At 39.3% G+C, this 24,946-nt stretch carries 42 protein-coding genes and 1 riboswitch; of the genes, 38 read left to right on the top strand and 4 right to left on the bottom strand.

The window, feature by feature from the left end; genetic code table 11:
- Positions 1 to 104: 104 nt before the first annotated feature.
- Positions 105 to 217, bottom strand: a riboswitch (SAM riboswitch).
- Positions 218 to 575: 358 nt separating this feature from the next.
- The 38 genes from rpsJ (at position 576) to rpsI (ending at position 21,208) form a co-directional block, all read left to right on the top strand.
- Positions 576 to 884 carry a 30S ribosomal protein S10 gene (rpsJ, locus tag LCM23_RS21125; protein WP_003348621.1) on the top strand — a complete coding sequence of 103 codons (309 nt, stop codon included), beginning with the start codon at positions 576 to 578 and terminating at the stop codon, positions 882 to 884.
- 36 nt (positions 885 to 920) lie between these two features.
- Entirely contained in the window at positions 921 to 1,550 is a 630-nt protein-coding gene (gene rplC / locus LCM23_RS21130) for a 50S ribosomal protein L3 (RefSeq protein ID WP_095371223.1), read from the top strand.
- 24 nt (positions 1,551 to 1,574) lie between these two features.
- Entirely contained in the window at positions 1,575 to 2,198 is a 624-nt protein-coding gene (rplD, locus tag LCM23_RS21135) for a 50S ribosomal protein L4 (RefSeq protein ID WP_224938673.1), read from the top strand.
- Positions 2,198 to 2,482: a 50S ribosomal protein L23 gene (rplW, locus tag LCM23_RS21140; RefSeq protein ID WP_095371221.1), complete on the top strand. Its 285-nt coding sequence runs from the start codon at positions 2,198 to 2,200 to the stop codon at positions 2,480 to 2,482. Before rplD ends, rplW begins: the two co-directional genes overlap by 1 nt.
- A gap of 28 nt (positions 2,483 to 2,510) precedes the next feature.
- Positions 2,511 to 3,341 (top strand): 50S ribosomal protein L2, encoded by an 831-nt coding sequence (gene rplB, locus LCM23_RS21145; RefSeq protein WP_095371220.1) that lies wholly within the window; start codon positions 2,511 to 2,513, stop codon positions 3,339 to 3,341.
- A gap of 60 nt (positions 3,342 to 3,401) precedes the next feature.
- Positions 3,402 to 3,680: a 30S ribosomal protein S19 gene (rpsS, locus tag LCM23_RS21150; RefSeq protein ID WP_095371219.1), complete on the top strand. Its 279-nt coding sequence runs from the start codon at positions 3,402 to 3,404 to the stop codon at positions 3,678 to 3,680.
- A gap of 18 nt (positions 3,681 to 3,698) precedes the next feature.
- On the top strand, positions 3,699 to 4,040 hold the full coding sequence (rplV, locus tag LCM23_RS21155) for a 50S ribosomal protein L22 (protein ID WP_095371218.1): 342 nt from the start codon (positions 3,699 to 3,701) through the stop codon (positions 4,038 to 4,040).
- A gap of 3 nt (positions 4,041 to 4,043) precedes the next feature.
- Positions 4,044 to 4,700, top strand: a complete 657-nt coding sequence (gene rpsC / locus LCM23_RS21160) for a 30S ribosomal protein S3 (RefSeq protein ID WP_095371217.1) — start codon at positions 4,044 to 4,046, stop codon at positions 4,698 to 4,700.
- A gap of 1 nt (position 4,701) precedes the next feature.
- Positions 4,702 to 5,136 (top strand): 50S ribosomal protein L16, encoded by a 435-nt coding sequence (gene rplP / locus LCM23_RS21165; RefSeq protein ID WP_095371216.1) that lies wholly within the window; start codon positions 4,702 to 4,704, stop codon positions 5,134 to 5,136.
- Positions 5,126 to 5,326 (top strand): 50S ribosomal protein L29, encoded by a 201-nt coding sequence (gene rpmC, locus LCM23_RS21170; protein ID WP_009336588.1) that lies wholly within the window; start codon positions 5,126 to 5,128, stop codon positions 5,324 to 5,326. Before rplP ends, rpmC begins: the two co-directional genes overlap by 11 nt.
- A gap of 21 nt (positions 5,327 to 5,347) precedes the next feature.
- Positions 5,348 to 5,611 (top strand): 30S ribosomal protein S17, encoded by a 264-nt coding sequence (rpsQ, locus tag LCM23_RS21175; RefSeq protein WP_095371215.1) that lies wholly within the window; start codon positions 5,348 to 5,350, stop codon positions 5,609 to 5,611.
- A 41-nt stretch (positions 5,612 to 5,652) separates the two neighbouring features.
- A complete protein-coding gene (rplN, locus tag LCM23_RS21180) occupies positions 5,653 to 6,021 on the top strand; it encodes a 50S ribosomal protein L14 (protein ID WP_095371214.1) in 369 nt (122 codons plus the stop codon).
- Positions 6,022 to 6,057: 36 nt separating this feature from the next.
- On the top strand, positions 6,058 to 6,369 hold the full coding sequence (rplX, locus tag LCM23_RS21185; RefSeq protein ID WP_095371213.1) for a 50S ribosomal protein L24: 312 nt from the start codon (positions 6,058 to 6,060) through the stop codon (positions 6,367 to 6,369).
- A gap of 26 nt (positions 6,370 to 6,395) precedes the next feature.
- Positions 6,396 to 6,935, top strand: a complete 540-nt coding sequence (gene rplE / locus LCM23_RS21190) for a 50S ribosomal protein L5 (RefSeq protein ID WP_224938674.1) — start codon at positions 6,396 to 6,398, stop codon at positions 6,933 to 6,935.
- A gap of 25 nt (positions 6,936 to 6,960) precedes the next feature.
- Positions 6,961 to 7,146, top strand: a complete 186-nt coding sequence (gene rpsN, locus LCM23_RS21195) for a 30S ribosomal protein S14 (RefSeq protein WP_009499044.1) — start codon at positions 6,961 to 6,963, stop codon at positions 7,144 to 7,146.
- Positions 7,147 to 7,175: 29 nt separating this feature from the next.
- Positions 7,176 to 7,574: a 30S ribosomal protein S8 gene (gene rpsH, locus LCM23_RS21200; RefSeq protein ID WP_095371211.1), complete on the top strand. Its 399-nt coding sequence runs from the start codon at positions 7,176 to 7,178 to the stop codon at positions 7,572 to 7,574.
- Positions 7,575 to 7,605: 31 nt separating this feature from the next.
- On the top strand, positions 7,606 to 8,145 hold the full coding sequence (gene rplF, locus LCM23_RS21205; protein ID WP_095371210.1) for a 50S ribosomal protein L6: 540 nt from the start codon (positions 7,606 to 7,608) through the stop codon (positions 8,143 to 8,145).
- Positions 8,146 to 8,177: 32 nt separating this feature from the next.
- A complete protein-coding gene (gene rplR, locus LCM23_RS21210; protein ID WP_095371209.1) occupies positions 8,178 to 8,540 on the top strand; it encodes a 50S ribosomal protein L18 in 363 nt (120 codons plus the stop codon).
- Between the two features lie 23 nt (positions 8,541 to 8,563).
- Positions 8,564 to 9,064: a 30S ribosomal protein S5 gene (rpsE, locus tag LCM23_RS21215; RefSeq protein ID WP_095371208.1), complete on the top strand. Its 501-nt coding sequence runs from the start codon at positions 8,564 to 8,566 to the stop codon at positions 9,062 to 9,064.
- Between the two features lie 13 nt (positions 9,065 to 9,077).
- Positions 9,078 to 9,260, top strand: coding sequence for a 50S ribosomal protein L30 (gene rpmD, locus LCM23_RS21220; RefSeq protein ID WP_224938675.1), 183 nt, complete (start codon positions 9,078 to 9,080; stop codon positions 9,258 to 9,260).
- Between the two features lie 34 nt (positions 9,261 to 9,294).
- Positions 9,295 to 9,735: a 50S ribosomal protein L15 gene (gene rplO / locus LCM23_RS21225; protein ID WP_095371206.1), complete on the top strand. Its 441-nt coding sequence runs from the start codon at positions 9,295 to 9,297 to the stop codon at positions 9,733 to 9,735.
- Positions 9,735 to 11,030 (top strand): preprotein translocase subunit SecY, encoded by a 1,296-nt coding sequence (gene secY / locus LCM23_RS21230; RefSeq protein WP_095371205.1) that lies wholly within the window; start codon positions 9,735 to 9,737, stop codon positions 11,028 to 11,030. The genes rplO and secY overlap by 1 nt, the downstream gene beginning before the upstream one ends.
- 56 nt (positions 11,031 to 11,086) lie before the next feature.
- Positions 11,087 to 11,737, top strand: coding sequence for an adenylate kinase (locus LCM23_RS21235; RefSeq protein WP_095371204.1), 651 nt, complete (start codon positions 11,087 to 11,089; stop codon positions 11,735 to 11,737).
- Positions 11,737 to 12,483 carry a type I methionyl aminopeptidase gene (gene map, locus LCM23_RS21240; protein ID WP_224938676.1) on the top strand — a complete coding sequence of 249 codons (747 nt, stop codon included), beginning with the start codon at positions 11,737 to 11,739 and terminating at the stop codon, positions 12,481 to 12,483. Before LCM23_RS21235 ends, map begins: the two co-directional genes overlap by 1 nt.
- Positions 12,484 to 12,779: 296 nt before the next feature.
- Positions 12,780 to 12,998, top strand: coding sequence for a translation initiation factor IF-1 (gene infA / locus LCM23_RS21245; protein ID WP_095371202.1), 219 nt, complete (start codon positions 12,780 to 12,782; stop codon positions 12,996 to 12,998).
- Between the two features lie 35 nt (positions 12,999 to 13,033).
- Positions 13,034 to 13,147, top strand: a complete 114-nt coding sequence (gene rpmJ, locus LCM23_RS21250) for a 50S ribosomal protein L36 (RefSeq protein WP_003156543.1) — start codon at positions 13,034 to 13,036, stop codon at positions 13,145 to 13,147.
- Between the two features lie 21 nt (positions 13,148 to 13,168).
- Entirely contained in the window at positions 13,169 to 13,534 is a 366-nt protein-coding gene (gene rpsM, locus LCM23_RS21255; RefSeq protein ID WP_095371201.1) for a 30S ribosomal protein S13, read from the top strand.
- Positions 13,535 to 13,556: 22 nt separating this feature from the next.
- Positions 13,557 to 13,946: a 30S ribosomal protein S11 gene (rpsK, locus tag LCM23_RS21260; RefSeq protein ID WP_095371200.1), complete on the top strand. Its 390-nt coding sequence runs from the start codon at positions 13,557 to 13,559 to the stop codon at positions 13,944 to 13,946.
- 170 nt (positions 13,947 to 14,116) lie between these two features.
- Positions 14,117 to 15,061 (top strand): DNA-directed RNA polymerase subunit alpha, encoded by a 945-nt coding sequence (locus LCM23_RS21265; RefSeq protein WP_095371199.1) that lies wholly within the window; start codon positions 14,117 to 14,119, stop codon positions 15,059 to 15,061.
- Between the two features lie 52 nt (positions 15,062 to 15,113).
- Entirely contained in the window at positions 15,114 to 15,476 is a 363-nt protein-coding gene (gene rplQ, locus LCM23_RS21270; RefSeq protein ID WP_095371198.1) for a 50S ribosomal protein L17, read from the top strand.
- A gap of 625 nt (positions 15,477 to 16,101) precedes the next feature.
- A complete protein-coding gene (locus tag LCM23_RS21275) occupies positions 16,102 to 16,353 on the top strand; it encodes a hypothetical protein (RefSeq protein WP_224938677.1) in 252 nt (83 codons plus the stop codon).
- A complete protein-coding gene (locus LCM23_RS21280) occupies positions 16,319 to 16,630 on the top strand; it encodes a hypothetical protein (protein ID WP_224938678.1) in 312 nt (103 codons plus the stop codon). The genes LCM23_RS21275 and LCM23_RS21280 overlap by 35 nt, the downstream gene beginning before the upstream one ends.
- A gap of 272 nt (positions 16,631 to 16,902) precedes the next feature.
- Entirely contained in the window at positions 16,903 to 17,742 is an 840-nt protein-coding gene (locus tag LCM23_RS21285) for an energy-coupling factor ABC transporter ATP-binding protein (RefSeq protein WP_224938752.1), read from the top strand.
- Positions 17,718 to 18,584, top strand: coding sequence for an energy-coupling factor ABC transporter ATP-binding protein (locus LCM23_RS21290; protein ID WP_224938679.1), 867 nt, complete (start codon positions 17,718 to 17,720; stop codon positions 18,582 to 18,584). Before LCM23_RS21285 ends, LCM23_RS21290 begins: the two co-directional genes overlap by 25 nt.
- Entirely contained in the window at positions 18,584 to 19,381 is a 798-nt protein-coding gene (locus tag LCM23_RS21295; RefSeq protein ID WP_095371194.1) for an energy-coupling factor transporter transmembrane component T family protein, read from the top strand. Before LCM23_RS21290 ends, LCM23_RS21295 begins: the two co-directional genes overlap by 1 nt.
- Before the next feature lie 9 nt (positions 19,382 to 19,390).
- Positions 19,391 to 20,152 (top strand): tRNA pseudouridine(38-40) synthase TruA, encoded by a 762-nt coding sequence (gene truA / locus LCM23_RS21300; RefSeq protein ID WP_224938753.1) that lies wholly within the window; start codon positions 19,391 to 19,393, stop codon positions 20,150 to 20,152.
- A gap of 203 nt (positions 20,153 to 20,355) precedes the next feature.
- The gene (gene rplM / locus LCM23_RS21305) at positions 20,356 to 20,793 is read left to right on the top strand and encodes a 50S ribosomal protein L13 (protein WP_095371192.1); all 438 of its coding nucleotides are present in this window, start codon (positions 20,356 to 20,358) and stop codon (positions 20,791 to 20,793) included.
- A gap of 22 nt (positions 20,794 to 20,815) precedes the next feature.
- The gene (gene rpsI, locus LCM23_RS21310; protein WP_224938680.1) at positions 20,816 to 21,208 is read left to right on the top strand and encodes a 30S ribosomal protein S9; all 393 of its coding nucleotides are present in this window, start codon (positions 20,816 to 20,818) and stop codon (positions 21,206 to 21,208) included.
- A gap of 148 nt (positions 21,209 to 21,356) precedes the next feature.
- On the opposite strand, the gene LCM23_RS26110 is transcribed toward rpsI, so the two are convergent.
- The 4 genes from LCM23_RS26110 to LCM23_RS21325 form a co-directional block, all read right to left on the bottom strand.
- On the bottom strand, positions 21,357 to 21,521 hold the full coding sequence (locus tag LCM23_RS26110) for a tyrosine-type recombinase/integrase (RefSeq protein ID WP_318247545.1): 165 nt from the start codon (positions 21,519 to 21,521) through the stop codon (positions 21,357 to 21,359).
- Between the two features lie 215 nt (positions 21,522 to 21,736).
- Positions 21,737 to 22,432, bottom strand: a complete 696-nt coding sequence (locus tag LCM23_RS26120; protein ID WP_318247547.1) for a tyrosine-type recombinase/integrase — start codon at positions 22,430 to 22,432, stop codon at positions 21,737 to 21,739.
- 53 nt (positions 22,433 to 22,485) lie between these two features.
- A complete protein-coding gene (locus LCM23_RS21320) occupies positions 22,486 to 22,998 on the bottom strand; it encodes a helix-turn-helix domain-containing protein (RefSeq protein WP_224938681.1) in 513 nt (170 codons plus the stop codon).
- Positions 22,999 to 24,578: 1,580 nt separating this feature from the next.
- Entirely contained in the window at positions 24,579 to 24,797 is a 219-nt protein-coding gene (locus LCM23_RS21325) for a hypothetical protein (protein WP_224938682.1), read from the bottom strand.
- Positions 24,798 to 24,946 lie beyond the last annotated feature (149 nt).

A 24,946-nucleotide genomic window follows, 5' to 3' on the forward strand; every position in this document is an offset into this window, starting at 1 on the left:
TCTCACTCCTTCAATTCATTATTTTGTTGAATTCAATGGATGAGAAGCCAAAGAGAAAATAAAAAAGGCCCTCAAGAAGAAGGCCTATTATCATCATAGTCATCTTCTCATCTTTCAAGCGTATAGCTTGTAGGAATTAGCACCTTTTCAATAGCGTTCACTATTGATGGTTGCTGAGGTGTCATCGGGCCTATCCCTCAACCTCTCATGATAAGAAATAAAAAATATTTTATTGAGTAAAATTTACATGAATGAGCCTATGTTTGTCAAATAAAAATTTAGAAAATTTTAAAATAAATAATTGTATAAGCGTTTTTTTAGAAAATGATGTAAAGAGGAAGATATACTTGAAAACACTATTCACAGCAGTTATAATGTTAAAAGTGTGCAGAACAGAGAGAAACGCAATCAATAGTTGCATTTGTTATGTCTTTTCTGTATAATAGACAATGTTGGTCTTTGACTGCGATGAAGTGAAAGGTTGCTGACACACCCGGCCGCTTTGCCATGGCGAGTGTGTGGGAAATTTTCACGGAGAATGTCTATATGAAAATAGGCGAAAAGGAGGGAAAATAATGGCAAAACAAAAAATTCGTATTCGTTTAAAAGCTTATGATCACAGAATTCTTGATCAATCTGCTGAAAAAATCGTTGAAACTGCAAAACGCTCTGGTGCGGCTGTATCTGGTCCAATCCCATTGCCAACTGAAAAGTCAGTTTACACAATTCTTCGTGCGGTGCATAAATATAAAGATTCTCGTGAGCAATTCGAAATGCGTACACACAAACGTTTAATCGACATCATTAATCCAACACCACAAACAGTCGATTCATTAATGCGTTTAGACTTACCATCTGGTGTTGATATCGAAATTAAACTTTAATTAATACATTAAAACAATCTAGGAGGTGTGACTGAAATGACCAAAGGAATCTTAGGAAGAAAGATTGGTATGACTCAAGTATTTGCTGAAAACGGTGATCTTATCCCGGTAACAGTGGTTGAAGCTACTCCAAACGTTGTTCTTCAAAAGAAATCAGTTGATACTGATGGATACGAAGCAATCCAAATCGGTTTTGAAGATAAACGCGAAAAGCTTTCAAACAAACCGGAAAAAGGACACGCTGCTAAAGCTGATACTACTCCTAAGCGCTTCGTTCGCGAATTACGCGGAGCTGACTTAGCTGAGTATGAAGTTGGTCAGGAAGTCAAAGTTGATATTTTCGCTGAAGGTGAAAAAATTGATGTAACAGGAATTTCAAAAGGTAAAGGTTTCCAAGGTGCGATTAAACGCCACGGACAATCTCGCGGACCAATGGCACACGGTTCACGTTACCACCGTCGCCCAGGTTCAATGGGTCCTGTTGCTCCAAACCGCGTATTCAAAGGTAAATTATTACCTGGTCGCATGGGCGGAGAACAAATCACAGTACAAAACCTTGAAATCGTAAAAGTAGATGCAGAACGCAATCTTCTATTAGTAAAAGGTAATGTACCTGGCTCTAAAAAAGCGCTTCTAAAACTAGTAAGTGCGGTTAAAGCAAAGTAATAACCCGGAAAGGAGGAAGTAAGAATGCCTAAAGTTGCATTATTAAACCAAAGTGGTTCACAAGTTGGCGATATTGAGCTGAACGACTCAATCTTTGGTATCGAGCCAAACAACCACGTGATGTTTGAAGCTGTTATTATGCAAAGAGCTTCTCTACGTCAAGGAACTCATAAAACTAAAATTCGTTCTGAAGTAGCTGGCGGAGGACGTAAACCATGGCGTCAAAAAGGCACAGGTCGTGCTCGTCAAGGTTCAATTCGTTCACCACAATGGCGCGGAGGCGGTACTGTATTTGGTCCTGTACCACGCAGCTATAGCTACAAATTACCTAAAAAAGTTCGTCGCTTAGCTATCAAATCAGCGTTATCTACTAAAGTTGCGGAAGAGAACATTCTAGTATTAGAAACTCTATCTTTCGAAGCTCCAAAAACAAAAGACTTTAAAGGTGTACTTAAAGGTCTTTCTGTAGATTCTAAAGCATTAATCGTAACTGCAGACATCGATGAAAACGTAGCATTATCTGCTCGTAACATCCCTGGAGTAACAGTTGTTACTGCTAACGGAATCAGCGTATTAGACGTTTTAAATCATGATAAATTGATCATGACGAAGCAAGCGGTCGAAAAAGTAGAGGAGGTGCTTGCATAATGGATGCACGCGATATCATTAAGCGCCCCGTTATCACTGAACGTTCTACTGACATCATGGCTGACAAAAAATATACTTTTGAAGTTGATGTAAGAGCTAATAAAACTCAAGTTAAAGATGCTGTTCAAGAAATCTTTGATGTAAAAGTTGAAAAAGTGAACATCATGAACTACAAAGGTAAATTCAAGCGCATGGGTAAATTCGGTGGTTATACAAACAAACGCCGTAAAGCGATTGTTAAACTAACTGCTGACAGCAAAGAAATCGAAATCTTTGAAGCTTAATTTCTAACAAGAAGAGGAGGGAAATGAAATGGCGATTAAAAAATACAAACCTACCTCTAATGGTCGTCGCGGCATGACGGTATCTGATTTCGCAGAAATCACTACAGACAAACCAGAAAAATCTTTGCTTGCTCCAGTAAAGCGCAAAGGTGGCCGTAACAACCAAGGTAAGTTGACAGTTCGTCATCAAGGCGGCGGTCATAAACGTCAATATCGTATCATCGACTTTAAACGTGACAAAGATGGAATACCAGGTCGCGTTGCTACAGTCGAGTATGATCCAAACCGCTCAGCTAACATTGCACTAATTAATTATGTAGATGGAGAAAAGCGTTACATCCTAGCTCCTAAGACTCTTAAAGTAGGCGCAGAAGTAATGTCTGGTCCTGAAGCAGATATCAAAGTAGGTAATGCATTACCACTTACAAACATTCCTGTGGGTACTGTAATCCACAACATCGAACTTAAACCTGGTAAAGGTGGACAGTTAGTACGTTCTGCTGGAACAAGTGCACAAGTACTTGGTAAAGAAGGTAAATACGTATTAGTACGCTTAAACTCTGGTGAAGTTCGTATGATTCTTGCTACTTGCCGCGCTACTGTAGGTCAAGTTGGTAACGAACAACACGAATTGATTAACATCGGTAAAGCCGGTCGTTCTCGTTGGTTAGGTAAACGCCCAACTGTACGTGGATCTGTTATGAACCCTAACGATCACCCACACGGTGGTGGTGAAGGTAAAGCTCCTATCGGTCGTAAATCACCTATGTCTCCTTGGGGTAAACCAACTCTTGGATACAAAACACGTAAGAAAAACAATCAATCTGATAAATTTATCGTACGTCGTCGTAAAAAATAACGGGATTGAACTACGGTTCCAAAGACGGGCCGTAGAACAATCACGAAGGGAGGTTCAATCATGGGTCGCAGCTTAAAAAAAGGACCTTTTGTTGACGAACATTTAATGACAAAGATCGAAAAGTTAAATGAAACTGATGGCAAGCAAGTAGTGAAGACTTGGTCTCGCCGTTCTACGATCTTCCCACAATTCATCGGACACACTATCGCAGTGTATGATGGTCGCAAACATGTGCCTGTTTATGTTACTGAAGATATGGTAGGCCACAAGCTTGGAGAATTTGCTCCAACACGTGCATACAAAGGCCATGGTAATGATGATAAGAAAACAAGACGTTAATGAGAGGAGGGCATTATAATGCAAGCTAAAGCTGTTGCAAGAACAGTTCGTATTGCTCCTCGTAAAGCTCGTTTAGTCGTAGATTTAATTCGAGGTAAGCAAGTAGGTGAAGCGGTAGCGATTTTAAATTTAACTCCAAAAGCTGCTTCTCCAATCGTAGAAAAAGTATTAAAATCTGCACTAGCTAACGCAGAGCACAACTACGAAATGGATGTTAATAATTTAGTAGTTGAGCAAGCATTTGTTGACGAAGGACCAACTTTAAAACGTTTCCGTCCACGTGCACAAGGTCGTGCTAGCGCAATCAACAAACGCACAAGTCACATCACAATCGTTGTATCAGAAAAGAAGGAGGGATAATCTGTGGGTCAAAAAGTAAATCCAGTCGGTTTGCGTATCGGTGTCATCCGTGATTGGGAGTCAAAATGGTACGCAGGTAAAGACTACGCTGATCTTTTACACGAAGACCTGAAAGTTCGTGAGTACATCACAAAACGCTTAAGCGATGCATCTGTTTCTAAAGTAGAAATCGAACGTGCAGCTAATCGCTTAAATATCACAGTCCATACTGCAAAACCGGGAATGGTTATCGGTAAAGGTGGTACTGAGGTAGAGGCGTTGCGTAAAGCACTTAACGCACTTACTGGCAAACGTGTTCACATCAATATTCTTGAAATCAAAAAAGCTGACATCGACGCGAAATTAGTAGCGGAAAACATTGCTCGTCAATTGGAAAACCGTGTATCATTCCGTCGTGCTCAAAAACAAACTATTCAACGTGCTATGCGCGCAGGAGCTAAAGGTATCAAAACAATGGTATCTGGACGTCTTGGCGGTGCTGATATCGCTCGTTCTGAATCTTATAGCGAAGGAACTGTACCACTTCATACTCTTCGTGCTGACATTGATTATGCTACAGCAGAAGCAGATACGACTTACGGTAAGTTAGGCGTAAAAGTATGGATCTATCGTGGAGAGGTGCTTCCTACAAAGAAGAATAATGGGGAAGGAGGCAAATAATATGCTATTGCCAAAACGCGTAAAATATCGTCGTGTACACCGTGGAAAAATGCGCGGTCAAGCAAAAGGTGGTACTGAAGTAACATTCGGTGAATATGGTCTACAAGCTCAAGATGCTTCTTGGATCACTAACCGTCAAATCGAATCTGCCCGTATTGCAATGACTCGTTACATGAAACGTGGCGGTAAAGTTTGGATTAAAATATTCCCGCATAAGCCATACACTGCTAAGCCTCTTGAAGTCCGAATGGGTTCTGGTAAGGGTGCTCCTGAAGGATGGGTTGCAGTTGTTAAGCCTGGTAAAGTAATGTTCGAAATTGCAGGTGTATCTGAAGAGATCGCTCGTGAAGCTCTACGTCTTGCAGCACACAAACTTCCAGTTAAATGTAAGTTTGTAAAACGAGAAGAAATTGGTGGTGAATCAAATGAAAGCTAATGAAATTCGTGACCTTACCACTGCCGAAATAGAACAAAAAGTTAAATCATTAAAAGAAGAGCTTTTTAATCTACGCTTTCAATTGGCGACTGGACAACTGGAAAACACAGCTCGCATCCGTGAAGTGCGTAAAGCAATTGCTCGTATGAAAACTGTTATCCGTGAAAGAGAAATTGGTTTTAGCAAGTGATATTGAGAGGAGGTTCGCACAATGAGTGAACGTAACCAACGCAAAGTATACTCTGGACGCGTTGTTTCAGACAAAATGGATAAAACTGTTACTGTTTTAGTCGAAACATACAAAAAGCATCCATTATACGGCAAACGCGTAAAGTACTCTAAAAAGTTTAAAGCTCATGATGAGCAAAATGAAGCAAAAATCGGCGATATCGTTCGTATCATGGAAACTCGCCCATTATCTGCGACTAAACGCTTCCGTCTAGTTGAAGTTGTTGAGAAAGCAGTTATTATCTAATTGTTCGGAAATATGTTTGATCCCGAAGGGAGGTTACACAGATGATTCAACAAGAATCACGTTTAAAAGTTGCTGATAACTCTGGTGCTCGTGAAGTACTTACAATTAAAGTTTTAGGTGGTTCAGGCCGTAAAACTGCTAACATCGGTGATGTAATTGTTTGCACAGTGAAACAAGCAACACCAGGTGGCGTTGTTAAAAAAGGTGATGTTGTTAAAGCTGTTGTCGTTCGTACAAAGAGCGGCGTTCGTCGTAAAGATGGCACATACATCCGTTTTGATGAAAACGCATGTGTAATTATTCGTGACGATAAAGGTCCTCGTGGTACACGTATCTTTGGACCAGTTGCTCGTGAACTACGCGAGAACAACTTCATGAAAATCGTATCATTAGCTCCAGAAGTACTATAAAAATTAAACAAAATGCCTTTAAGGAGGTGCACACAGATGCATGTAAAAAAAGGTGATAAAGTAATGGTCATCTCTGGTAAGGATAAAGGCAAATCAGGCGTTATTCTTGCTGCTTACCCAAAACAAGAACGCGTTCTTGTAGAAGGTGTTAATATCGTAAAGAAACACGCTAAACCATCTAACTTGAATCCTCAAGGTGGAATCCTTAGCCAAGAAGCACCTATTCATGTATCAAACGTTATGCCGGTTGACCCAAAATCTGGTGAACCAACTCGCGTAGGCTATCAAACGGTTGATGGGAAAAAAGTGCGTGTAGCAAAAAAATCAGGTGAATCTTTAGATAAATAGATCAATGAAGAAGGGAGGTACAATCGATGAACCGCCTAAAAGAAAAACATGTAAAAGAAATTACTCCTGCTCTTGTGAGCAAGTTTAACTATAAATCAGTAATGCAAGTACCAAAACTTGAAAAAATCGTTATCAACATGGGTGTGGGTGATGCTGTGCAAAACTCTAAAGCATTAGATAATGCTGTTGAGGAATTAACACAAATCGCAGGTCAAAAACCTGTTATCACTCGCGCGAAAAAATCAATCGCTGGCTTCCGTTTACGTGAAGGTATGCCAATCGGAGCGAAAGTTACTTTACGTGGAGAACGCATGTACGAATTCTTCGATAAATTAGTATCTGTTTCTCTTCCACGTGTACGTGACTTCCGTGGTATTTCTAAAAAGTCTTTCGACGGACGCGGAAACTACACACTTGGTGTTAAAGAGCAATTGATCTTCCCTGAGATCGATTACGATAAAGTAAGCAAAGTTCGTGGTATGGATATCGTTATCGTAACAACTGCCAATACTGATGAAGAAGCTCGTGAACTTTTAACACAATTTGGAATGCCATTCCAAAAGTAATCGTTAATTAGAGGGAGGCGAAAACGTGGCTAAAAAGTCAATGATTGCGAAACAAAAACGCACGCCTAAATACAAGGTACAAGAATATACACGTTGCGAACGTTGTGGACGTCCACATTCTGTATACCGTAAATTTAAGCTTTGCCGTATTTGTTTCCGTGAATTAGCATATAAAGGACAAATTCCTGGCGTTAAAAAAGCTAGCTGGTAAACCCAAAGTTAGGGAAGGAGGTAAAAACAATGGTCATGACAGATCCAATTGCAGATTTGCTAACTCGCATCCGTAATGCGAACATGGTTCGTCACGAAAAATTAGAAGTTCCTGCTTCTAATATTAAAAAAGAAGTTGCTGAAATCCTTAAGCGTGAAGGCTTCGTACGTGATGTAGAGTTTATCGAAGATAACAAGCAAGGCATTATCCGCATTTTCTTAAAATACGGTGCAAAAAATGAACGTGTAATCACAGGCTTAAAACGTATCAGTAAACCTGGTCTTCGTGTTTATGCTAAAGCTGATGAGGTACCACGCGTTCTTAACGGTCTTGGTATCGCACTCGTTTCTACTTCTCAAGGCGTTCTTACAGACAAAGAAGCTCGCGCGAAACAAGTAGGCGGAGAAGTACTAGCGTACGTTTGGTAATATAGTTTCAGAAAGAATGGAGGTGCAATAAATGTCCCGTATAGGTAAAAAACCAATTGAAATCCCTAGTGGAGTAACAGTAACGCTTGATGAAAATCATCACGTTATCGTAAAGGGTCCTAAAGGTGAGCTTTCTCACACTTTTAATAAAGATATCGCAATTAACATCGAAGAGAACGTAATCAACATCGTGCGTCCTTCTGATCAAAAAGAGCACCGTGCGCTTCATGGTACAACTCGTGCATTGATCGCTAACATGGTTGAAGGTGTATCTAAAGGCTTCGAAAAAGGCTTAGAACTTATCGGTGTCGGTTACCGTGCCCAAAAACAAGGTAAAAAGCTTGTATTGAACGTTGGATACTCTCACCCAGTTGAAATCGAACCTGAAGAAGGTATCGAAATCGAAGTACCAGCTAATACGAAAGTAGTAGTAAAAGGTGCAAGTAAAGAACGTGTAGGCGCTTTAGCGGCTAACATTCGTGACGTTCGTCCTCCAGAACCTTACAAAGGAAAAGGTATTAGGTATGAAGGAGAATATGTTCGTCGTAAAGAAGGTAAAACAGGTAAGTAATGCTGCATAGCTAAACGAAAGGAGTGACCGAAATGATTACGAAGGCTGATAAAAATGCAGTGCGTAAGAAAAGACACGCTCGCGTAAGATCTAAACTTTCTGGCACTGCGGCTCGTCCTCGTCTAAATGTGTATCGCTCAAATAAACACATTTATGCACAATTAATTGACGATGTGAACGGAGTAACTCTTGCTAGCGCGTCTACACAAGACAAAGAAGCTAGTATTGAAGCTACAGGCAACGTTGATGCGGCTGTTAAAGTCGGCGAATTAATCGCTAAACGTGCGGAAGCAAAAGGATTGAAATCAATCGTATTTGACCGTGGAGGATACTTATATCATGGTCGTGTTAAAGCGTTAGCAGATGCTGCTCGCGAAAACGGGTTAGAATTTTAATAGACAAAGGAGGGACATATAGAATGCGTCGTATTGATCCAAACAAACTTGAACTTGAAGAGCGCGTAGTTACGGTAAACCGTGTAGCTAAGGTTGTTAAAGGTGGACGTCGTTTCAGATTCTCTGCTCTTGTAGTAGTTGGAGATAAAAACGGTAACGTTGGCTTTGGTACAGGTAAAGCTCAAGAGGTACCAGAAGCTATTCGCAAAGCAATTGAAGATGCGAAGAAAAACTTAATTGAAGTTCCTATGGTTGGAACTACAATTCCTCACGAAGTAATCGGTCACTTCGGAGCTGGCGAAATTCTTCTAAAACCTGCATATGAAGGTACAGGAGTTATCGCTGGTGGACCAGTTCGTGCGGTACTAGAGTTAGCGGGTGTAGGCGATATCCTTTCTAAATCATTGGGTACAAACACACCAATTAACATGGTTCGCGCAACACTAGATGGTTTACAACAATTAAAACGTGCTGAAGACGTAGCTAAGTTACGTGGTTTATCAGTAGAAGAACTGTTAGGATAAGGAGGGAAATCAAATGGCGAATAAACTAGAAGTTACCCTCACTCGCAGTGTGATTGGTCGCCCTGAGGACCAACGCCAAACAGTCACAGCTCTTGGATTACGCAAAATGCACCAAACAGTTGAGCACCAAGACAATCCTGCCATCCGTGGTATGATTAAAAAAGTTGCTCATCTTGTAACGGTAACTGAAAAATAATTTTCGATCTTCTACAAAATAAGGAGGTGCCAACATGAAACTTCATGAATTAAAACCTGCAGAAGGTTCACGTCAAGAACGTAAACGCAAAGGTCGCGGTATTGGTTCAGGTAACGGTAAAACTGCTGGTAAGGGACATAAAGGTCAAAATGCTCGTTCTGGCGGCGGCGTACGTCCTGGATTCGAAGGTGGTCAAACACCTTTATTCAGACGCTTACCAAAACGCGGATTCACTAACATTAACCGTAAAGAATATGCGGTAGTTAATCTTGACGCACTTAATCGTTTTGAAGATGGAGCGGAAGTTACTCCAGAGCTTCTTATTGAAACGGGTGTTGTAAGTAACGAAAAAGCAGGAATTAAAGTTCTTGCTAAAGGCAACGTAGAGAAAAAGCTTACAGTTAAAGCTCATAAATTCTCTGCTGCGGCTAAAGAAGCAATCGAAGCTGCCGGCGGTAAAGCCGAGGTGATCTAATGCTTCAGACAATCTCCAATTTTATGCGCGTGGGTGACATAAGAAGAAAGATTATTTTCACCCTATTAATGTTAATTGTATTTCGCATCGGCACATTTATCCCCGTTCCAGGGGTGAATGCACAAATTTTACAATCACAGGATCAAATGAGTGTATTTGGTGTCTTGAATGTATTTGGTGGCGGTGCGTTATTAAACTTCTCAATTCTTGCGATGGGAATCATGCCGTATATTACAGCATCAATCATTGTTCAGTTACTACAAATGGACGTTGTGCCGAAATTTACGGAATGGGCTAAGCAAGGTGAGGCGGGTCGTCGTAAACTAGCTCAGTTTACACGATACTTTACTATCGTGCTTGGTTTTATCCAAGCTCTTGGTATGTCTTACGGGTTTAATAATCTTGCTGGTGGCATGTTAATTGAAAATACGGGTATTGGCTCTTATTTATTAATTGCTACAGTATTAACTGCAGGAACTGCTTTTTTAATGTGGTTAGGGGAGCAAATTACGGAAAAAGGTGTTGGTAATGGTATTTCTATTATTATCTTCGCTGGAATCGTTGCCGGTATTCCTTCCATCGCTAACCAAATTTATGCGCAGCAAATTGAAGGTGCTGGAGATCAATTATTCCTACGTATCGTAACCCTTGTACTTATCGTGCTTGCGGTTATTGCTATTGTAGTTGGAACAATCTTTATCCAACAGGCATTAAGAAAAATTCCAGTACAATATGCAAAACGTGCATCAGCAGGTAAGACGCCAGTAGGTGTTCAAAACACTCATTTACCTTTAAAAGTAAATGCTGCAGGTGTTATCCCTGTTATCTTTGCGATTTCATTTATCATTACACCACGAACGATTGCAGGCTTTTTTGAATCGAATAGTGTAACGAGTTGGATCCAGAAGATATTTGATTATACTGAGCCAATCGGTATGGTCATCTATGCTGCATTAATAATTGCTTTCACATATTTCTATGCATTCATTCAAGTAAACCCAGAGAAAGTCTCTGAGAACTTGAAGAATCAAGGTGGTTATGTACCGGGCATCCGTCCTGGTAAAAACACGCAGGAATATTTAACTAAAGTCTTATATCGTTTAACTTTTGTTGGTGCTCTTTTCTTAACAGCGATTGCAATCATTCCAATGTTCTTCATTAATGTTGCAGGGCTACCAGAAACTGCTCAAATCGGTGGAACGAGCTTACTAATCGTGATTGGTGTTGCTCTTGATACTTACAAACAGTTAGAGTCTCAGCTAGTTAAACGTCATTATAAAGGTTTTATCAAATAGAAAGGTTTAAGGGGACGATTGTTCCCTCAAACCTAATAGAATAGGGGGGAATTCACTTGAATCTTGTATTAATGGGGCTCCCTGGTGCCGGTAAAGGTACACAAGCAGAAAGAATTGTTGAAAAGTACGGTATTCCGCATATCTCTACTGGAGACATGTTCCGTGCAGCGATCAAAGAAGAAACTGCTCTAGGTTTAGAAGCAAAGTCTTTTATGGATAAAGGTGAACTTGTGCCAGACGAAGTAACAATTGGTATTGTTAGAGAACGTCTTGGTAAACCCGATTGTGAAAAAGGTTTTCTTTTAGATGGTTTCCCTAGAACCGTTGCTCAAGCGGATGCTTTAGAAAATATTCTTTCTGATCTATCAAGAAAAATTGATTACGTTATTAACATTGATGTAGATCAAGAGATTTTGATGGAAAGGCTAACTGGCCGCAGAATATGTAAATCTTGTGGGGCAACATATCATCTTGTATTTAATCCTCCAACTAAAGAGGGCGAATGTGACCGCTGTGGTGGAGAATTATATCAACGTGAAGATGATAATGAAGCAACTGTTAAAAATAGACTTGACGTAAACATTAAGCAAACAAAACCTTTGCTTGATTTCTATGAAAATAAAGGCTATTTGCGTAACATTAACGGTCAACAAGAAATTGGTAAAGTATTTACTGATCTAGATAGTCTTTTAAGAGGCTTACAATAATGATCATAAGCAAAACTCAACGTGAAATCGATATTATGCGAGAAGCTGGTAGAATTGTCGCTTTAACACATGAGGAATTACAAAAGCATATCACTCCGGGAATAACGACAAGAGAATTAGATTGTCTTGCTGAGGCTTTTATTCTCAAATGTGGGGCCGTCCCATCTTTTAAAGGTTATAACGGTTTTCCAGGTAGTATATGTACATCTGTGAACGAAAAGCTAGTTCACGGGATTCCTGATGATAACAGCTTAAACGATGGTGATATCATCAGTATTGATATAGGTGCAAAATATAACGGTTATCACGGTGATTCTGCCTGGACCTACGCAGTAGGGGCAATTGATGAACAATCAAAAGCATTGCTTGAAGTTACTGAGCAGTCATTATATGAAGGCTTAAAACAAGCAAAGCCAGGTGTACGCTTATCGAACATCTCTCATGCAATCCAAACATATGCGGAAAGCAAAGGCTTTTCCATTGTACGAGAATATGTCGGACATGGGGTAGGGCAAGACTTACATGAGGAACCACAGATTCCACATTTTGGTCCCCCGAATAAAGGGCCTCTATTAAAACCAGGTATGGTATTAGCTATCGAACCGATGGTAAATATCGGTAGTAGATATGTATCAACGCTATCCGATCAATGGACAGTCGTAACAGTCGATGGTAAGCGTTGTGCCCATTTCGAACATACAATAGCCATTACTGAAACTGGTTATGAAATACTTACTGTAAAATAACAGTAGGCTTTTCTAAAATACTCCGTTTCTAACTCATTTTTCTTTTTACTATAAGGAGACGTCAAACTCTTTTTATGTTATAATCAGAAGGTTGTTGTGTATATGTTTAAAATCATTTGTTTTGAGTAAGATGATTATTAGCTCATAAAGCTTGCATTGATTACGCGACCTATGAGATTATGTATCGGAATGTCCGAATGTGTTATTCTGCGAACCTTTTAGCAAAGAATATCTACATGCTTGGGAAAGCATTTGATGTATTTCGTATATGATTTTATGGAAGGGAGACTTGTTTAGTGGCGAAAGATGATGTAATTGAAGTAGAAGGCACAGTCATAGACACTTTGCCAAATGCAATGTTTAAGGTAGAATTAGAAAACGGTCATACAGTTTTAGCTCATGTTTCCGGTAAAATTCGCATGCACTTCATTCGTATTTTACCAGGGGATAAAGTAACAGTTGAGCTTTCTCCTTATGACTTAACTCGCGGAAGAATCACTTATCGTTTTAAATAATCATTGCACTCCGTACTACTAAGGAGGTTAGGATAATGAAAGTAAGACCATCAGTTAAACCGATCTGCGAAAAGTGCAAAGTCATCCGCAGAAAAGGTAAAGTAATGGTTATCTGTGAAAACCCTAAACATAAACAAAAACAAGGCTAAATTGAAGGAGGTGCGCATATAGTGGCACGTATTGCAGGTGTAGATGTACCACGTGAAAAACGTGTAGTAATCTCATTAACTTATATCTATGGTATTGGTAAAACAACTGCTCAAAAAGTTCTAGCAGAAGCTGGTGTAAACGAGAATACTCGTGTACGCGATCTTACTGAAGATGAATTAAACAAAATTCGTGAGCAAATCGATTCATTAAAAGTTGAAGGTGACCTTCGTCGTGAAGTATCACTTAACATCAAACGTCTAATGGAAATCGGATCCTACCGCGGTCTTCGTCACCGTCGTGGCTTACCTGTTCGCGGACAAAATACTAAAAACAATGCTCGTACACGTAAAGGTCCTCGTAAGACTGTAGCGAACAAAAAGAAATAATCGGTAAAGGAGGGTTCTTAAAATGGCTCGTAAAACTAATACACGTAAACGTCGTGTCAAAAAGAATATTGAAAGCGGAATTGCACATATTCGTTCAACATTCAATAATACAATCGTAACTATCACTGATTCTCATGGTAATGCTCTTTCTTGGTCAAGTGCTGGTGCGCTAGGATTCAGAGGTTCTCGTAAATCGACTCCTTTCGCTGCGCAAATGGCTGCTGAAACAGCTGCGAAAGCATCTATGGAACATGGTATGAAAACTTTAGAAGTAACAGTTAAAGGACCTGGTGCAGGTCGTGAAGCTGCTATTCGTGCATTACAAGCTGCTGGTCTAGAAGTTACTGCTATCAGAGACGTTACTCCAGTACCACATAACGGATGTCGTCCACCAAAACGCCGCCGTGTATAATTAATCTGTATAAACTTTTGAATCCCTGTCTATAATGGGATATGATACAAAGTAAATGAATTATACAGTATTTATTATTCCAGTTGTTGTGCACAAAACGGGAACGTATACATGGGGGAATTTCGGTTAATAAACCGGGGTTTCGACGTTTTGAAGGAGGGTGTATTTTGATGATCGAAATAGAAAAACCAAAAATCGAAACGGTTGAGATCAGCGATGATGCTAAGTATGGTAAGTTCGTCGTAGAACCACTTGAGCGTGGATATGGAACAACTTTGGGTAACTCCTTACGTCGTATCCTATTATCCTCACTCCCAGGTGCCGCTGTCACTTCGATCCAAATTGATGGGGTACTTCATGAGTTCTCAACAATTGAAGGCGTCGTAGAAGATGTAACATCTATCATTTTAAACATTAAAAAGCTCGCATTGAAAATCTATTCTGATGAAGAAAAAACATTAGAAATTGACGTTCAAAGCGAAGGTGTAGTTACTGCTGCAGATGTAACACATGATAGTGATGTAGAGATTCTTAATCCGGATCTTCATATTGCTACTCTTGGTTCAAATGGTCATTTGCATATGCGTCTAACTGCTAAACGTGGTCGTGGTTATACACCAGCTGTTCAAAACAAAAAAGAAGATCAACCAATCGGTGTAATTCCTATTGATTCTATTTATACGCCAGTTTCACGCGTACAATATCAAGTTGAGAATACTCGTGTTGGTCAATTGAGTAATTTTGATAAATTGACTTTTGATGTTTGGACTGACGGAAGTACTGGCCCTCAAGATGCAGTTGCACTTGGAGCGAAGATCTTAACTGAGCATTTGAATATCTTTGTTGGTTTAACTGATGAAGCTCAAAATGCTGAAATTATGGTTGAAAAAGAAGAAGACCAAAAAGAAAAAGTCCTTGAAATGACAATTGAAGAACTAGATTTATCTGTTCGTTCATACAACTGCTTAAAACGTGCAGGCATTAACACTGTTCAGGAGTTAGCTAATAAAACTGAAGAAGATATGATGAAAGTACGTAACTTAGGTAGGAAGTCTCTAGAGGAAGTAAAACATAAACTAGAAGAGCTTGGATTAGGTTTGCGTAAAGACGACTGATTGTCTTTTGAAATCTAGCCTTTAATGACTTCAACAAAGGAGGGAAACTTTCATGGGATACAGAAAGTTAGGACGCACTAGCGCTCAACGTAAAGCGATGCTACGTGACTTATCAACAGATTTAATCATCAATGAGCGTATTGAAACAACTGAAGCTCGTGCTAAAGAACTTCGTTCAGTAGTTGAAAAATTGATCACTCTTGGTAAACGTGGAGATCTTCACGCTCGTCGCCAAGCAGCTGCATATGTTCGTCATGAAGTAGCTGATGCTGAGAAAAACCAAGATGCTGTTCAAAAATTGTTCAGTGATATTGCTCCTCGTTATGAAGAGCGTCAAGGTGGTTACACTCGTATTATGAAAATCGGTCCTCGTCGTGGCGACGCAGCACCAATGGTAATCATCGAATTAGTATAATAAACGTATCTTCTTAGATTAGGATAACCTAACCTTTGGGATTCATGTGCAGATTGAGGGCGCCTGAATGGTTTCATTGGAACTTATTCAATGCCCTCTTTCTTTAAATAGGGATACCCCTAAAGCCAATGAGCAAAACCATTTTGAGTGTTACGATGGACATCCGTAATATTGAGGTGTTACGTCTAGCTCTTTGCATCTTCATCCATTTTCTTTACTCGTCCATACAGGAATGCCTGTATTACTAGGATGAGGATGCAGGCTTTTTTAAAAACAACCATTGCCAAGGCAATTATTATCGAGCCTTTGTTATGGAGATAGTTGCAGATAGGATAGAACTCCATATACATAGTAGCTCGCCATCAATAGTGGCGGCTTTTTTATTATATAAAGAGAAATGTTTGTTTTGCCCCTAAGTTTTAGTTAATAGAATTTTTGTAACTCCTTATTCAATAGCATAATTAGTGGCAGAGTACGTGGGTATGTATGGTCGGTGCGTCATACAGGTAAGGGAAAAAAGAAGAATTACTTATATACGTGAAAACGCGTAAAAGATATGGGGTAAAGTGAAGAACTGCATGCAAAGGTTGAAAGCGCGTAAAAGGTAGGAAAGAAAGGCAAAGTATTGAGCGTAAAAGGTGGAATCGCGCAAAAGGTAGCAAAGAAAGCTAAGGATTTGCGCGTAAACGGTGAAAGCGCGCAAAAAGTAGTAAAGAAAGCTAAGGAATTGCGCGTAAAGGGTGAAAGCGCGCAAAAAGTAGTAAAGAAAGACAAAGAACTGCGCGTAAACGATGGAAACACGCAAAAAGTAGTAAAGAAAGCTAAGGAACTGCGCGTAAACGATGGAAACGCGCAAAAAAGTAGTAAAGAAAGCTAAGGAATTGCGCGTAAAGGGTGGAAACACGCAAAAAGTAGTAAAGAAAGACAAAGAACTGCGCGTAAAAGGTGGAAACGCGCAAAAAGTAGTAAAGAAAGCTAAGGAATTGCGCGTAAAGGGTGAAAGCGCGCAAAAAGTAGTAAAGAAAGACAAAGAACTGCGCGTAAACGATGGAAACGCGCAAAAGGTGGCAAAGAAAATCAAGGAATTGCGTGTAAACATTGGAATTGCGCTAAAACTAGTAAAGAAGCAAGACTTGTGCATAAAGAATCATTAAACGCATGAACCATTCTGAATGCAAGCCAGTGATATTAGTACGATTAAGAATTGGTTTTCTATCACTTCAGAGCCGTGACCTATTGATAGCATTGAAGAATAGCGATGAAGTGAGTCAAAAGTAAGAACGAAGTATAAGAGCAACTAGGTCCCCTGTCGTCGCCTTAAAGGCTTGCCAATCGCCCAGTTTTCTAATAAAATTTAGACGTTAGATTTTTAGGTTTGTTTTTAGTAGAGTTGAGAGCAGCAGAGGTTGGAGAGGAGTAGATGAGTATGAAGAATTCCCTCGTGCAGATAAGGAATCTTTCTTTTAAATATGATGAGAATGCGGATTATGCGTTGAAAGATGTGACGTTTGATATATATGAAGGGGAATGGTTGGCGATTGTTGGTCATAATGGATCAGGCAAGTCAACGATGGCTAAGCTTTTAAATGGCTTAAATTTCCCGAAGGAAGGCAGTATTACGGTAGATGGTTTGCTGCTATCAGAAGAAACGGTTTGGGACATACGAGATAAAATTGGGATGGTTTTTCAAAATCCCGATAACCAGTTTGTTGGTACGACTGTACAGGATGATGTGGCTTTTGGTTTAGAAAATCACGGCATCGAGAGAGAGGAAATGATTAAGCGTGTCCATAACGCGCTGGAGAGTGTGAAAATGGAACAGTTTCTTGATCAAGAGCCGCACCATTTATCAGGTGGCCAAAAGCAGCGTGTGGCCATTGCAGGGGTTCTAGCGCTTAGGCCGAATATCATTGTCTTGGACGAAGCGACCTCTATGTTAGACCCGCGTGGTCGTGAAGAGGTGTTAGAGACGATTAGACAGTTAAAAGCATCGCAAGAAATGACTGTTATTTCCATCACGCATGATTTAGAAGAAGCAGCAAAGGCTGATCGCATGATTGTGATGAATAAAGGACAGCTTTATCGGGAAGGTAGTCCGGAAGATATTTTTCAATTAGATGAAGAGTTGATTTCGTTAGGACTCGATATTCCATTCCCTGTGAAAATGAGCAAAATGTTAAAAGGCTTAAATATCCCAGTATCTAAGCATCATTTATCTGAAGAAGAATTGGTGGAAGAATTATGGACATCTCACTTAAAAATGTAGAATATCGCTATCAGGTCAATACGCCGTTTGAAAGATTAGCGATTCAAGATGTGTCTATAGATATTCCATCTGGCACATTTCTCGCTTTAATAGGACATACTGGTTCTGGGAAATCGACCGTCCTACAACATTTAAATGCATTACTGAAACCTACAGCGGGCGAAGTTGTTATTGGTGAGAGAACGATTACTTCTGAAAAGAAACAGAAAGGCTTAAAAGCGATACGCCAAAAAGTAGCGATTGTGTTTCAATTTCCTGAGCATCAACTATTTGAGGAAACTGTAGAGAAAGATATTTGTTTTGGTCCGATGAATTTCGGTGTGAATGAAGGAGAAGCAAAAAGGCGAGCACATGAAGCAATTAAACAAGTGGGCTTAGATGAGTCGATTTTACAAAAATCACCGTTCGACCTTTCTGGTGGACAAATGCGCCGAGTAGCCATTGCTGGTGTATTAGCGATGCATCCTGATGTCATTGTGCTTGATGAACCAACAGCTGGCCTAGATCCTCGTGGGCGCAAAGAAATTATGGATATGTTTTATCAGCTTCATAAAGAGCGGAATTTATCTACGATTCTTGTAACGCATAGTATGGAGGATGCCTCACGCTATGCAGATAAGATTGCTATTATGCATAAAGGTGAAGTCTATAAAGTGGGTACACCACTCGATATTTTCTCTGACCCAGAGCAATTGATAAAAATGGGCTTAGACGTACCAGAGGTTGTGAAGTTCCAGCAAAAGCTAGAGAAAACATTCGGCTATAAGTTTGCTAAAACATGCTTAACAATAGAGGAAATCAGTCAAGAAATGCCTCGCTTTTTAAAGAGAGGTGAAGCCTAATGATGGAAAAAATGATTTTTGGACGCTATGTTCCAGCTGATTCAGTGATTCACCGAATGGACCCGCGCTCCAAACTCATTATCGTTCTTTTATTCGTATGTGTTGTTTTCATCGCTAATAATGCGATTACGTATGGTGCCCTTGTTGTCTATACCTTATTAATGCTAGCGATGTCGAAAGTGCCGATGCGCTTTGTATTTGGTGGCTTAAAACTCGTCTTCATTTTGATTATTTTTACGTTCTTGATGCATATCTTTTTAACAAGAGAAGGACCGATTATTTTTGAATTAGGATGGTTTAAAGTTTACGAGGAAGGCCTGAGACAAGGGATTTTTATCTCTTTACGCTTTTTCCTATTAATCTTAATCACATCGATCCTAACGTTAACAACAGCCCCTATTGCGATTACAGACGGTTTAGAGAGTTTGTTAGGCCCACTTAAGAAGTTGAAGTTTCCGGTGCATGAGCTCGCCCTAATGATGTCTATCGCCTTAAGGTTTATTCCGACGCTCATGGAGGAAACAGATAAAATTATGAAGGCACAATCAGCAAGAGGCGTGGAGTTCTCCTCAGGCCCTGTAAAAGACCGTGTGATGGCGATTATTCCACTACTGATTCCGCTGTTTGTGAGTTCATTTAAACGAGCAGAGGAGCTTGCCACAGCAATGGAGGCACGTGGTTATCGTGGAGGCGATGGACGGACAAGGTATCGTAAGCTTGTGTGGAGCGGAATTGATACATTGATGTTGTTATTGCTTTTGGCTTTAACGATATTGTTAATTATATTTAGAACATAAAGAGGACAAATCATGAGAATCAAATGTATTATCGCTTACGATGGCACAGGCTTTGCGGGCTATCAAGTACAACCGAATAAACGGACTGTCCAGAGGGAGCTAGAAACAGCACTTACGAAGTTGCATAAGGGCAGTGAAGTGAAAGTTGTTGCTTCTGGCCGCACGGACGCAGGTGTTCATGCGGTGGGTCAAGTAATTCACTTCGATAGTCCTTTGCAGTTGCCTGAGGAGCGGTGGCCAGCTGCATTGAATTCTATTCTGCCGAATGATGTTGTAGTAGAGGAAGCGGCCTATGTAGCAGAGGACTTCCATGCGCGATATCATGCCATAGGTAAGGAGTATCGCTACCGATTAATACGCACGAAGAAAAGCAACCCTTTTTTACGGCATTATGCTTATCAGTATTCCTTTCCAATAGATGTGGAACGTATGCGCGAAGCCATCCCGTATTTATTAGGAGAACATGACTTTACAAGCTTTTGTTCAGCAAGATCTGAAGTGGAAGATCGCGTGCGGAACATTTATGGGATTTATATTGAGGAACATGATGATGAGCTACTGTTCCGTTTTGTTGGTAACGGGTTTCTTTATAATATGATTCGCATCTTAATGGGGACCTTACTTGAGGTTGGTAAGGGCGAGCGAGAGCCACATGAAATAGAGAAGATTTTAGCGAAGAAAAACCGTATCTTTGCTGGGAAAACGGCACCTGGTCATGGCCTGTATTTATGGCAAGTCTATTACGATGAAAATTTTGCTAATGATAAGTAAAAAGCGTCATTTGCTGGATTTGCGAGAAAAAATTCTTAAAACAACTAATCCAGGTGTAACATCGACTTGACAATCAGCTGGTAAAGTTATATTATAGCATATGGTATTATTATTAAAACCACGATAAGCCCCGGAATCTTATTGTGTAAGAATATATGAAACCAAAAATGATTATAATGGATTTAATTTAGGAGGGAAAACCGATGCGTACAACGTTTATGGCGAATGCAAACAATATCGAACGTAAATGGTACGTAGTTGATGCTGAAGGCAAAACTCTTGGACGTCTTGCTAGTGAAGTAGCATCAATTCTACGTGGTAAACATAAACCAACTTATACACCACATGTGGATACTGGTGATCATGTAATTATCTTGAACGCTTCTAAGATCGAATTAACTGGTAAGAAGCTTACTGATAAAATTTACTACCGCCACAGCATGCACCCTGGTGGTTTAAAAACTAGAACTGCTAATGAAATGCGTACAAACTACCCTGAGAGCATGTTAGAGCTTGCTATTAAAGGCATGCTTCCAAAGAACTCTCTTGGTCGTCAAATGTTTAAAAAATTACATGTTTACGCTGGTAGCGAACATGCGCACCAAGCACAACAACCAGAAGTTTACGAACTTCGTGGATAATTAATTAGGGGAGGTTATTAACTTGGCACAGGTTCAATATACTGGTACTGGTCGCCGTAAGAGCTCAGTAGCTCGCGTACGTTTAGTCCCTGGCGACGGTAAAATCGTTATCAATGGTCGTGAAATCAATGAATATATCCCGTTTGCAGCTTTATGTGAAGTTGTTAAACAACCACTAGTAGCTACTGAAACAGTAGGAAGCTACGACATTCTTGTAAATGTTAAAGGTGGTGGATACACTGGTCAAGCTGGCGCAATCCGCCACGGTATCGCTCGTGCGTTACTTCTAGCTGATCCAGAATACCGTCCAACACTAAAACGCGCTGGACTATTAACACGTGACGCTCGTATGAAAGAACGTAAAAAATACGGTCTTAAAGGCGCTCGTCGTGCACCTCAGTTCTCAAAACGTTAATATACTTGGTATATCAATGTCTACCCTCTTTGCTCTTTTGGAGCGAGGAGGGTTTTTTATGTCCAAATTTGGAATTGAATACCCTTTGAATATCCCAAGCTATAATTTCATGTACTGTTGGAACATCTCGGCTGTTTTCTCCTTCGCTTCATCGGTCACATGAGTGTATATCCATCGTGGTTTGAATGTCTGTATGTCCGAGCCGAGTTTGTACATCTTTGATGGGAGCACCAGCAGCAAACAACAAACTGGCATGTGTGTGCCGGAAAGTTTGAACATTTATTTGTGGCCAATCGACAATAACCCATTTCATGTTTTAACTGATTATAGACTGTAAAGATGGGTTGCTTATCATCGGATTGAAAAGGTGCGGCAACTTCTAACTTCAAATAGCGCTGTATTTGCTTGCCGCGCCATTTTTTTAAGATCGCCAGCGTTTTTCATCGTCAACGCTGACGACACGCCGAGATGCCTTTGTTTTCGATGTCTGAAGCTGCTTTTTACCACTAGTGTGAATCAAAGTCTTTTTCAAGCTGATCGTCTTATGGTGGAAGTCCACGTCAGACCAATGAAGTGCGTACAGTTCCCCCTTCCGCGCTCCTGTATAGGCGAGAAGCCAAAACATAGTAAAGCCATGTTGTCCTCCTGAATCGCCTCTAGGAAGCTTCTGAGTTCTTCTCGCGTGTAATAATATTTCTTCTTTTCTATCTCAGCGTTATATTCCATCTCATGTTTTAGTTTCGGTAGCGTGACATAATCCATCGGATTACGCTTAATAATGTCCATTTTCATGGCATATCGGAAGACCTGATTTGCTTGTACCTTATAATCATTGAAAGTTTTAAGCTCTTGGGCCCACGTGTTGATAGCTTTTTGACAACGCGAGCAGGATATGTCTTTCATTTTGTAAGGACCGAATAACGGGAGAATCCTCCTGAATTTACTCTCAAGCGCATACACCGTAGTTGGTTTTACTTCTGTACGATGTTGCTTAAACCATTCCTCAAAAACTTCCTGGAAAGTAATCTGTTCATTATGGCGGAGCCCAAGCTCATCGACTTCCACCAATAATTTTGATAGCGCAATATTTCCTTCTTTTTTTGTTTTGAAGCCCCGTCGTGTGGTTCGTTTCTTTTTTCCAGTGAGGGGGTCCATACCGAGATAGGCATTAAACATATAAGCAGTGGTACCGTCTTTCTTTCTGTACTTTTTAATGTTTGCCATAATTGCTCCTTTCCAATACGCTGGCAGGCTCTATACAGGAAAGGGAAGTGTTATTAAAAAACTAAGTCAAGTATGGTTCTAACTTTATTGCGTTTTTCGTCTGTTAAAGATTCGTTCTTATAGTACAAGTCAATCTCCATATTAAGAAGATCATGAAGGTCAAATAATCTTCTTTTTAATTCTTCATCTGATAATTCTTTAGTAACTTGCTCTTTGTTTTCTGTTATTACTTCTTCAGTACAAGGAAGGTTTACATCTATAGTTCTCATTATATTTAGAGATTTTCCACTCTTAACAGGCTTATTACCCTCATATCTATTAAGACCATTATCAACATCAAGATACGACTCAGAGTAGCCTGCTAATTTCATCAAATATGCATGTGAAATGTCTAACCCTACAGAAAGCTTTCTTATTAGTGCGGGTTTAGGTAAATCTTTATAGCCATTCTCGATTTGAGATAAATATGAATCTGAGTAGCCTGTTCGTTCTTTTAAATCGAGTAATGTTAATTTCTTCTTTTTCCGAATCTCTTTGAGTTTGGCTCCGAATTCTTTGGCATCCAATAAAAATCCCTCCTTTTTTAATCTAATTAGCAATATTATCACACATTTACTTTACTAAGTAAATTTATTTCTAACTAAATATCGCGAATCGCTGGCAGGCGATTTGTATACAAGGAAACTATGGCTCAATGAAGGCTAACGCATCGAAGGATAAGAAAAGTATTTGTTCGGTTATAATCAGACAGAATAGAAAGATCTAGTCCATTATCTAACAAACTGTTGGGAGATAGTGGGCTTTTTTCTAATGAGAAATTCCTCTAAAAATCTTAGGAAGGGAGACTACTAATATTCAACTACTACTTAAAGATTTCCGAACAATAATTGAAGTCACTTGGGATATTTTATATTAAATTTTAACTTAGTCACAGAACAAAACAGCGGTCATTTTAGGAAATCTTTTCCTTTTTAGTAATGCCTCAAACTCGAAAATGTTCCTCCGTTCCTGGTTTTTTCGAGAAAACTTTATATGCGTAACATGCGTATATATAATATTTTTTTATATAGTCTTTCATTATAAAAAAGAGGAACAAAGGAACATAATTGCGTGACCCCTTGGTACGAAAGGATTTAGCTGTTCCTATTTATCCTGTGACTCCAGGGACATTCGAGGAACATTCAGGATTAAAAAGGAACAAACAGGACCAATTCACTTGCATACATGCAAAAACGATATAATTAAAATCCAATTTTGAATGCGTTTACTTATCGAATAATACTTGCACGCATGCAAAAATGAACGCAAAATAGGAACATTTAGGATGACAAAGGAACATTTTGACCCCAAAAAGGAACAAAGCAGGAACAAAAATATCCTCAAGTTAATATATTGATTATGCTCTATTAAACTAATCAAGCAGAGTGATGTTATTTGGATTAAATTGCTTTATCCTGCTCATCATTAGCTAGTAGAATTGTTTTATCTTCAGATGGTTTAACTGTTAGATTTGGCTCAAAACTTTCAATCTTAAGTAGCCCTTTGTCATCTAGAATAAATATTTTCATCTCAATATTTCTAATATTCATCAATGCTTTACTAATTACTTCATCATAGGAAGGTGCTATGGTAATTACTCTTACGTCTTCTTCTATTTGTGATTGATAATAAGCAGACTACCAAATTAAATTTTTATCAATTGTTCTAACTTTTAACTCTAGAATACAGGCCATACCTTTTTTATCTTCAGCCAATATATCACTTCACCTTGACTTGTGTATCAATCAATTTCATATCAGTTTCAACTATTTCAATGTTGTGTACAATGTAGCCCTCTAACACTGTTTCATTACCTTTTAGATTCATGCTCCCACAGTTCAAGCTTGTTGATTATATTCGAATACCATTTGTCAAATTCATCAGCACTCATGCAACTATTACAAATATTAAAATCTATAAAACAAGATGAAGAATTACCCTCAAGATTTTTAACATTTTTCCATGATAAATCAATAATTCCTACAAGGATCTTATTTTGTAATTTTTTCATTAAATTATTTGGTAAACCTCCCCAGGCTCTCCATACCCAGTGTTTGCTTCCTTCTTCTTTTAAAGTTTCTACTTTTTTATGTTTAAAGCAAGTGTTTCAAAGCCATTGATTTTTATAGAAAACAGTAAAGTTCCTCTTAAGCTCCTCTATCTGTTTCTTTTCATCTAGTACCATTAAAAGGTCTCCATTATCAAAATCCCATTCTTCCTCATCTCGCTGATATCCATATACAAAGTACTTTTCTCCTTCGTCTTGCCGATAATCTACCTTAAGAACACTATAGGATTGTTTTATAATCTCAAAATAGAATTCCATCTAATCACCTCCCCAATATTTTTTCCAAACAAATAGAAAAAATCCACTAAGAATAAAGAATAACGGGTTTACTTCAAAGGTGAAAAAAAGAAAATATCTAAGCAAAACGCTTTATTTCACTATAAAATTCACAATGCGTTAATAGTTAA

The sequence above is a fragment of the Cytobacillus kochii genome (assembly GCF_020171845.1).
Taxonomy (GTDB): domain Bacteria; phylum Bacillota; class Bacilli; order Bacillales; family Cytobacillaceae; genus Cytobacillus; species Cytobacillus kochii.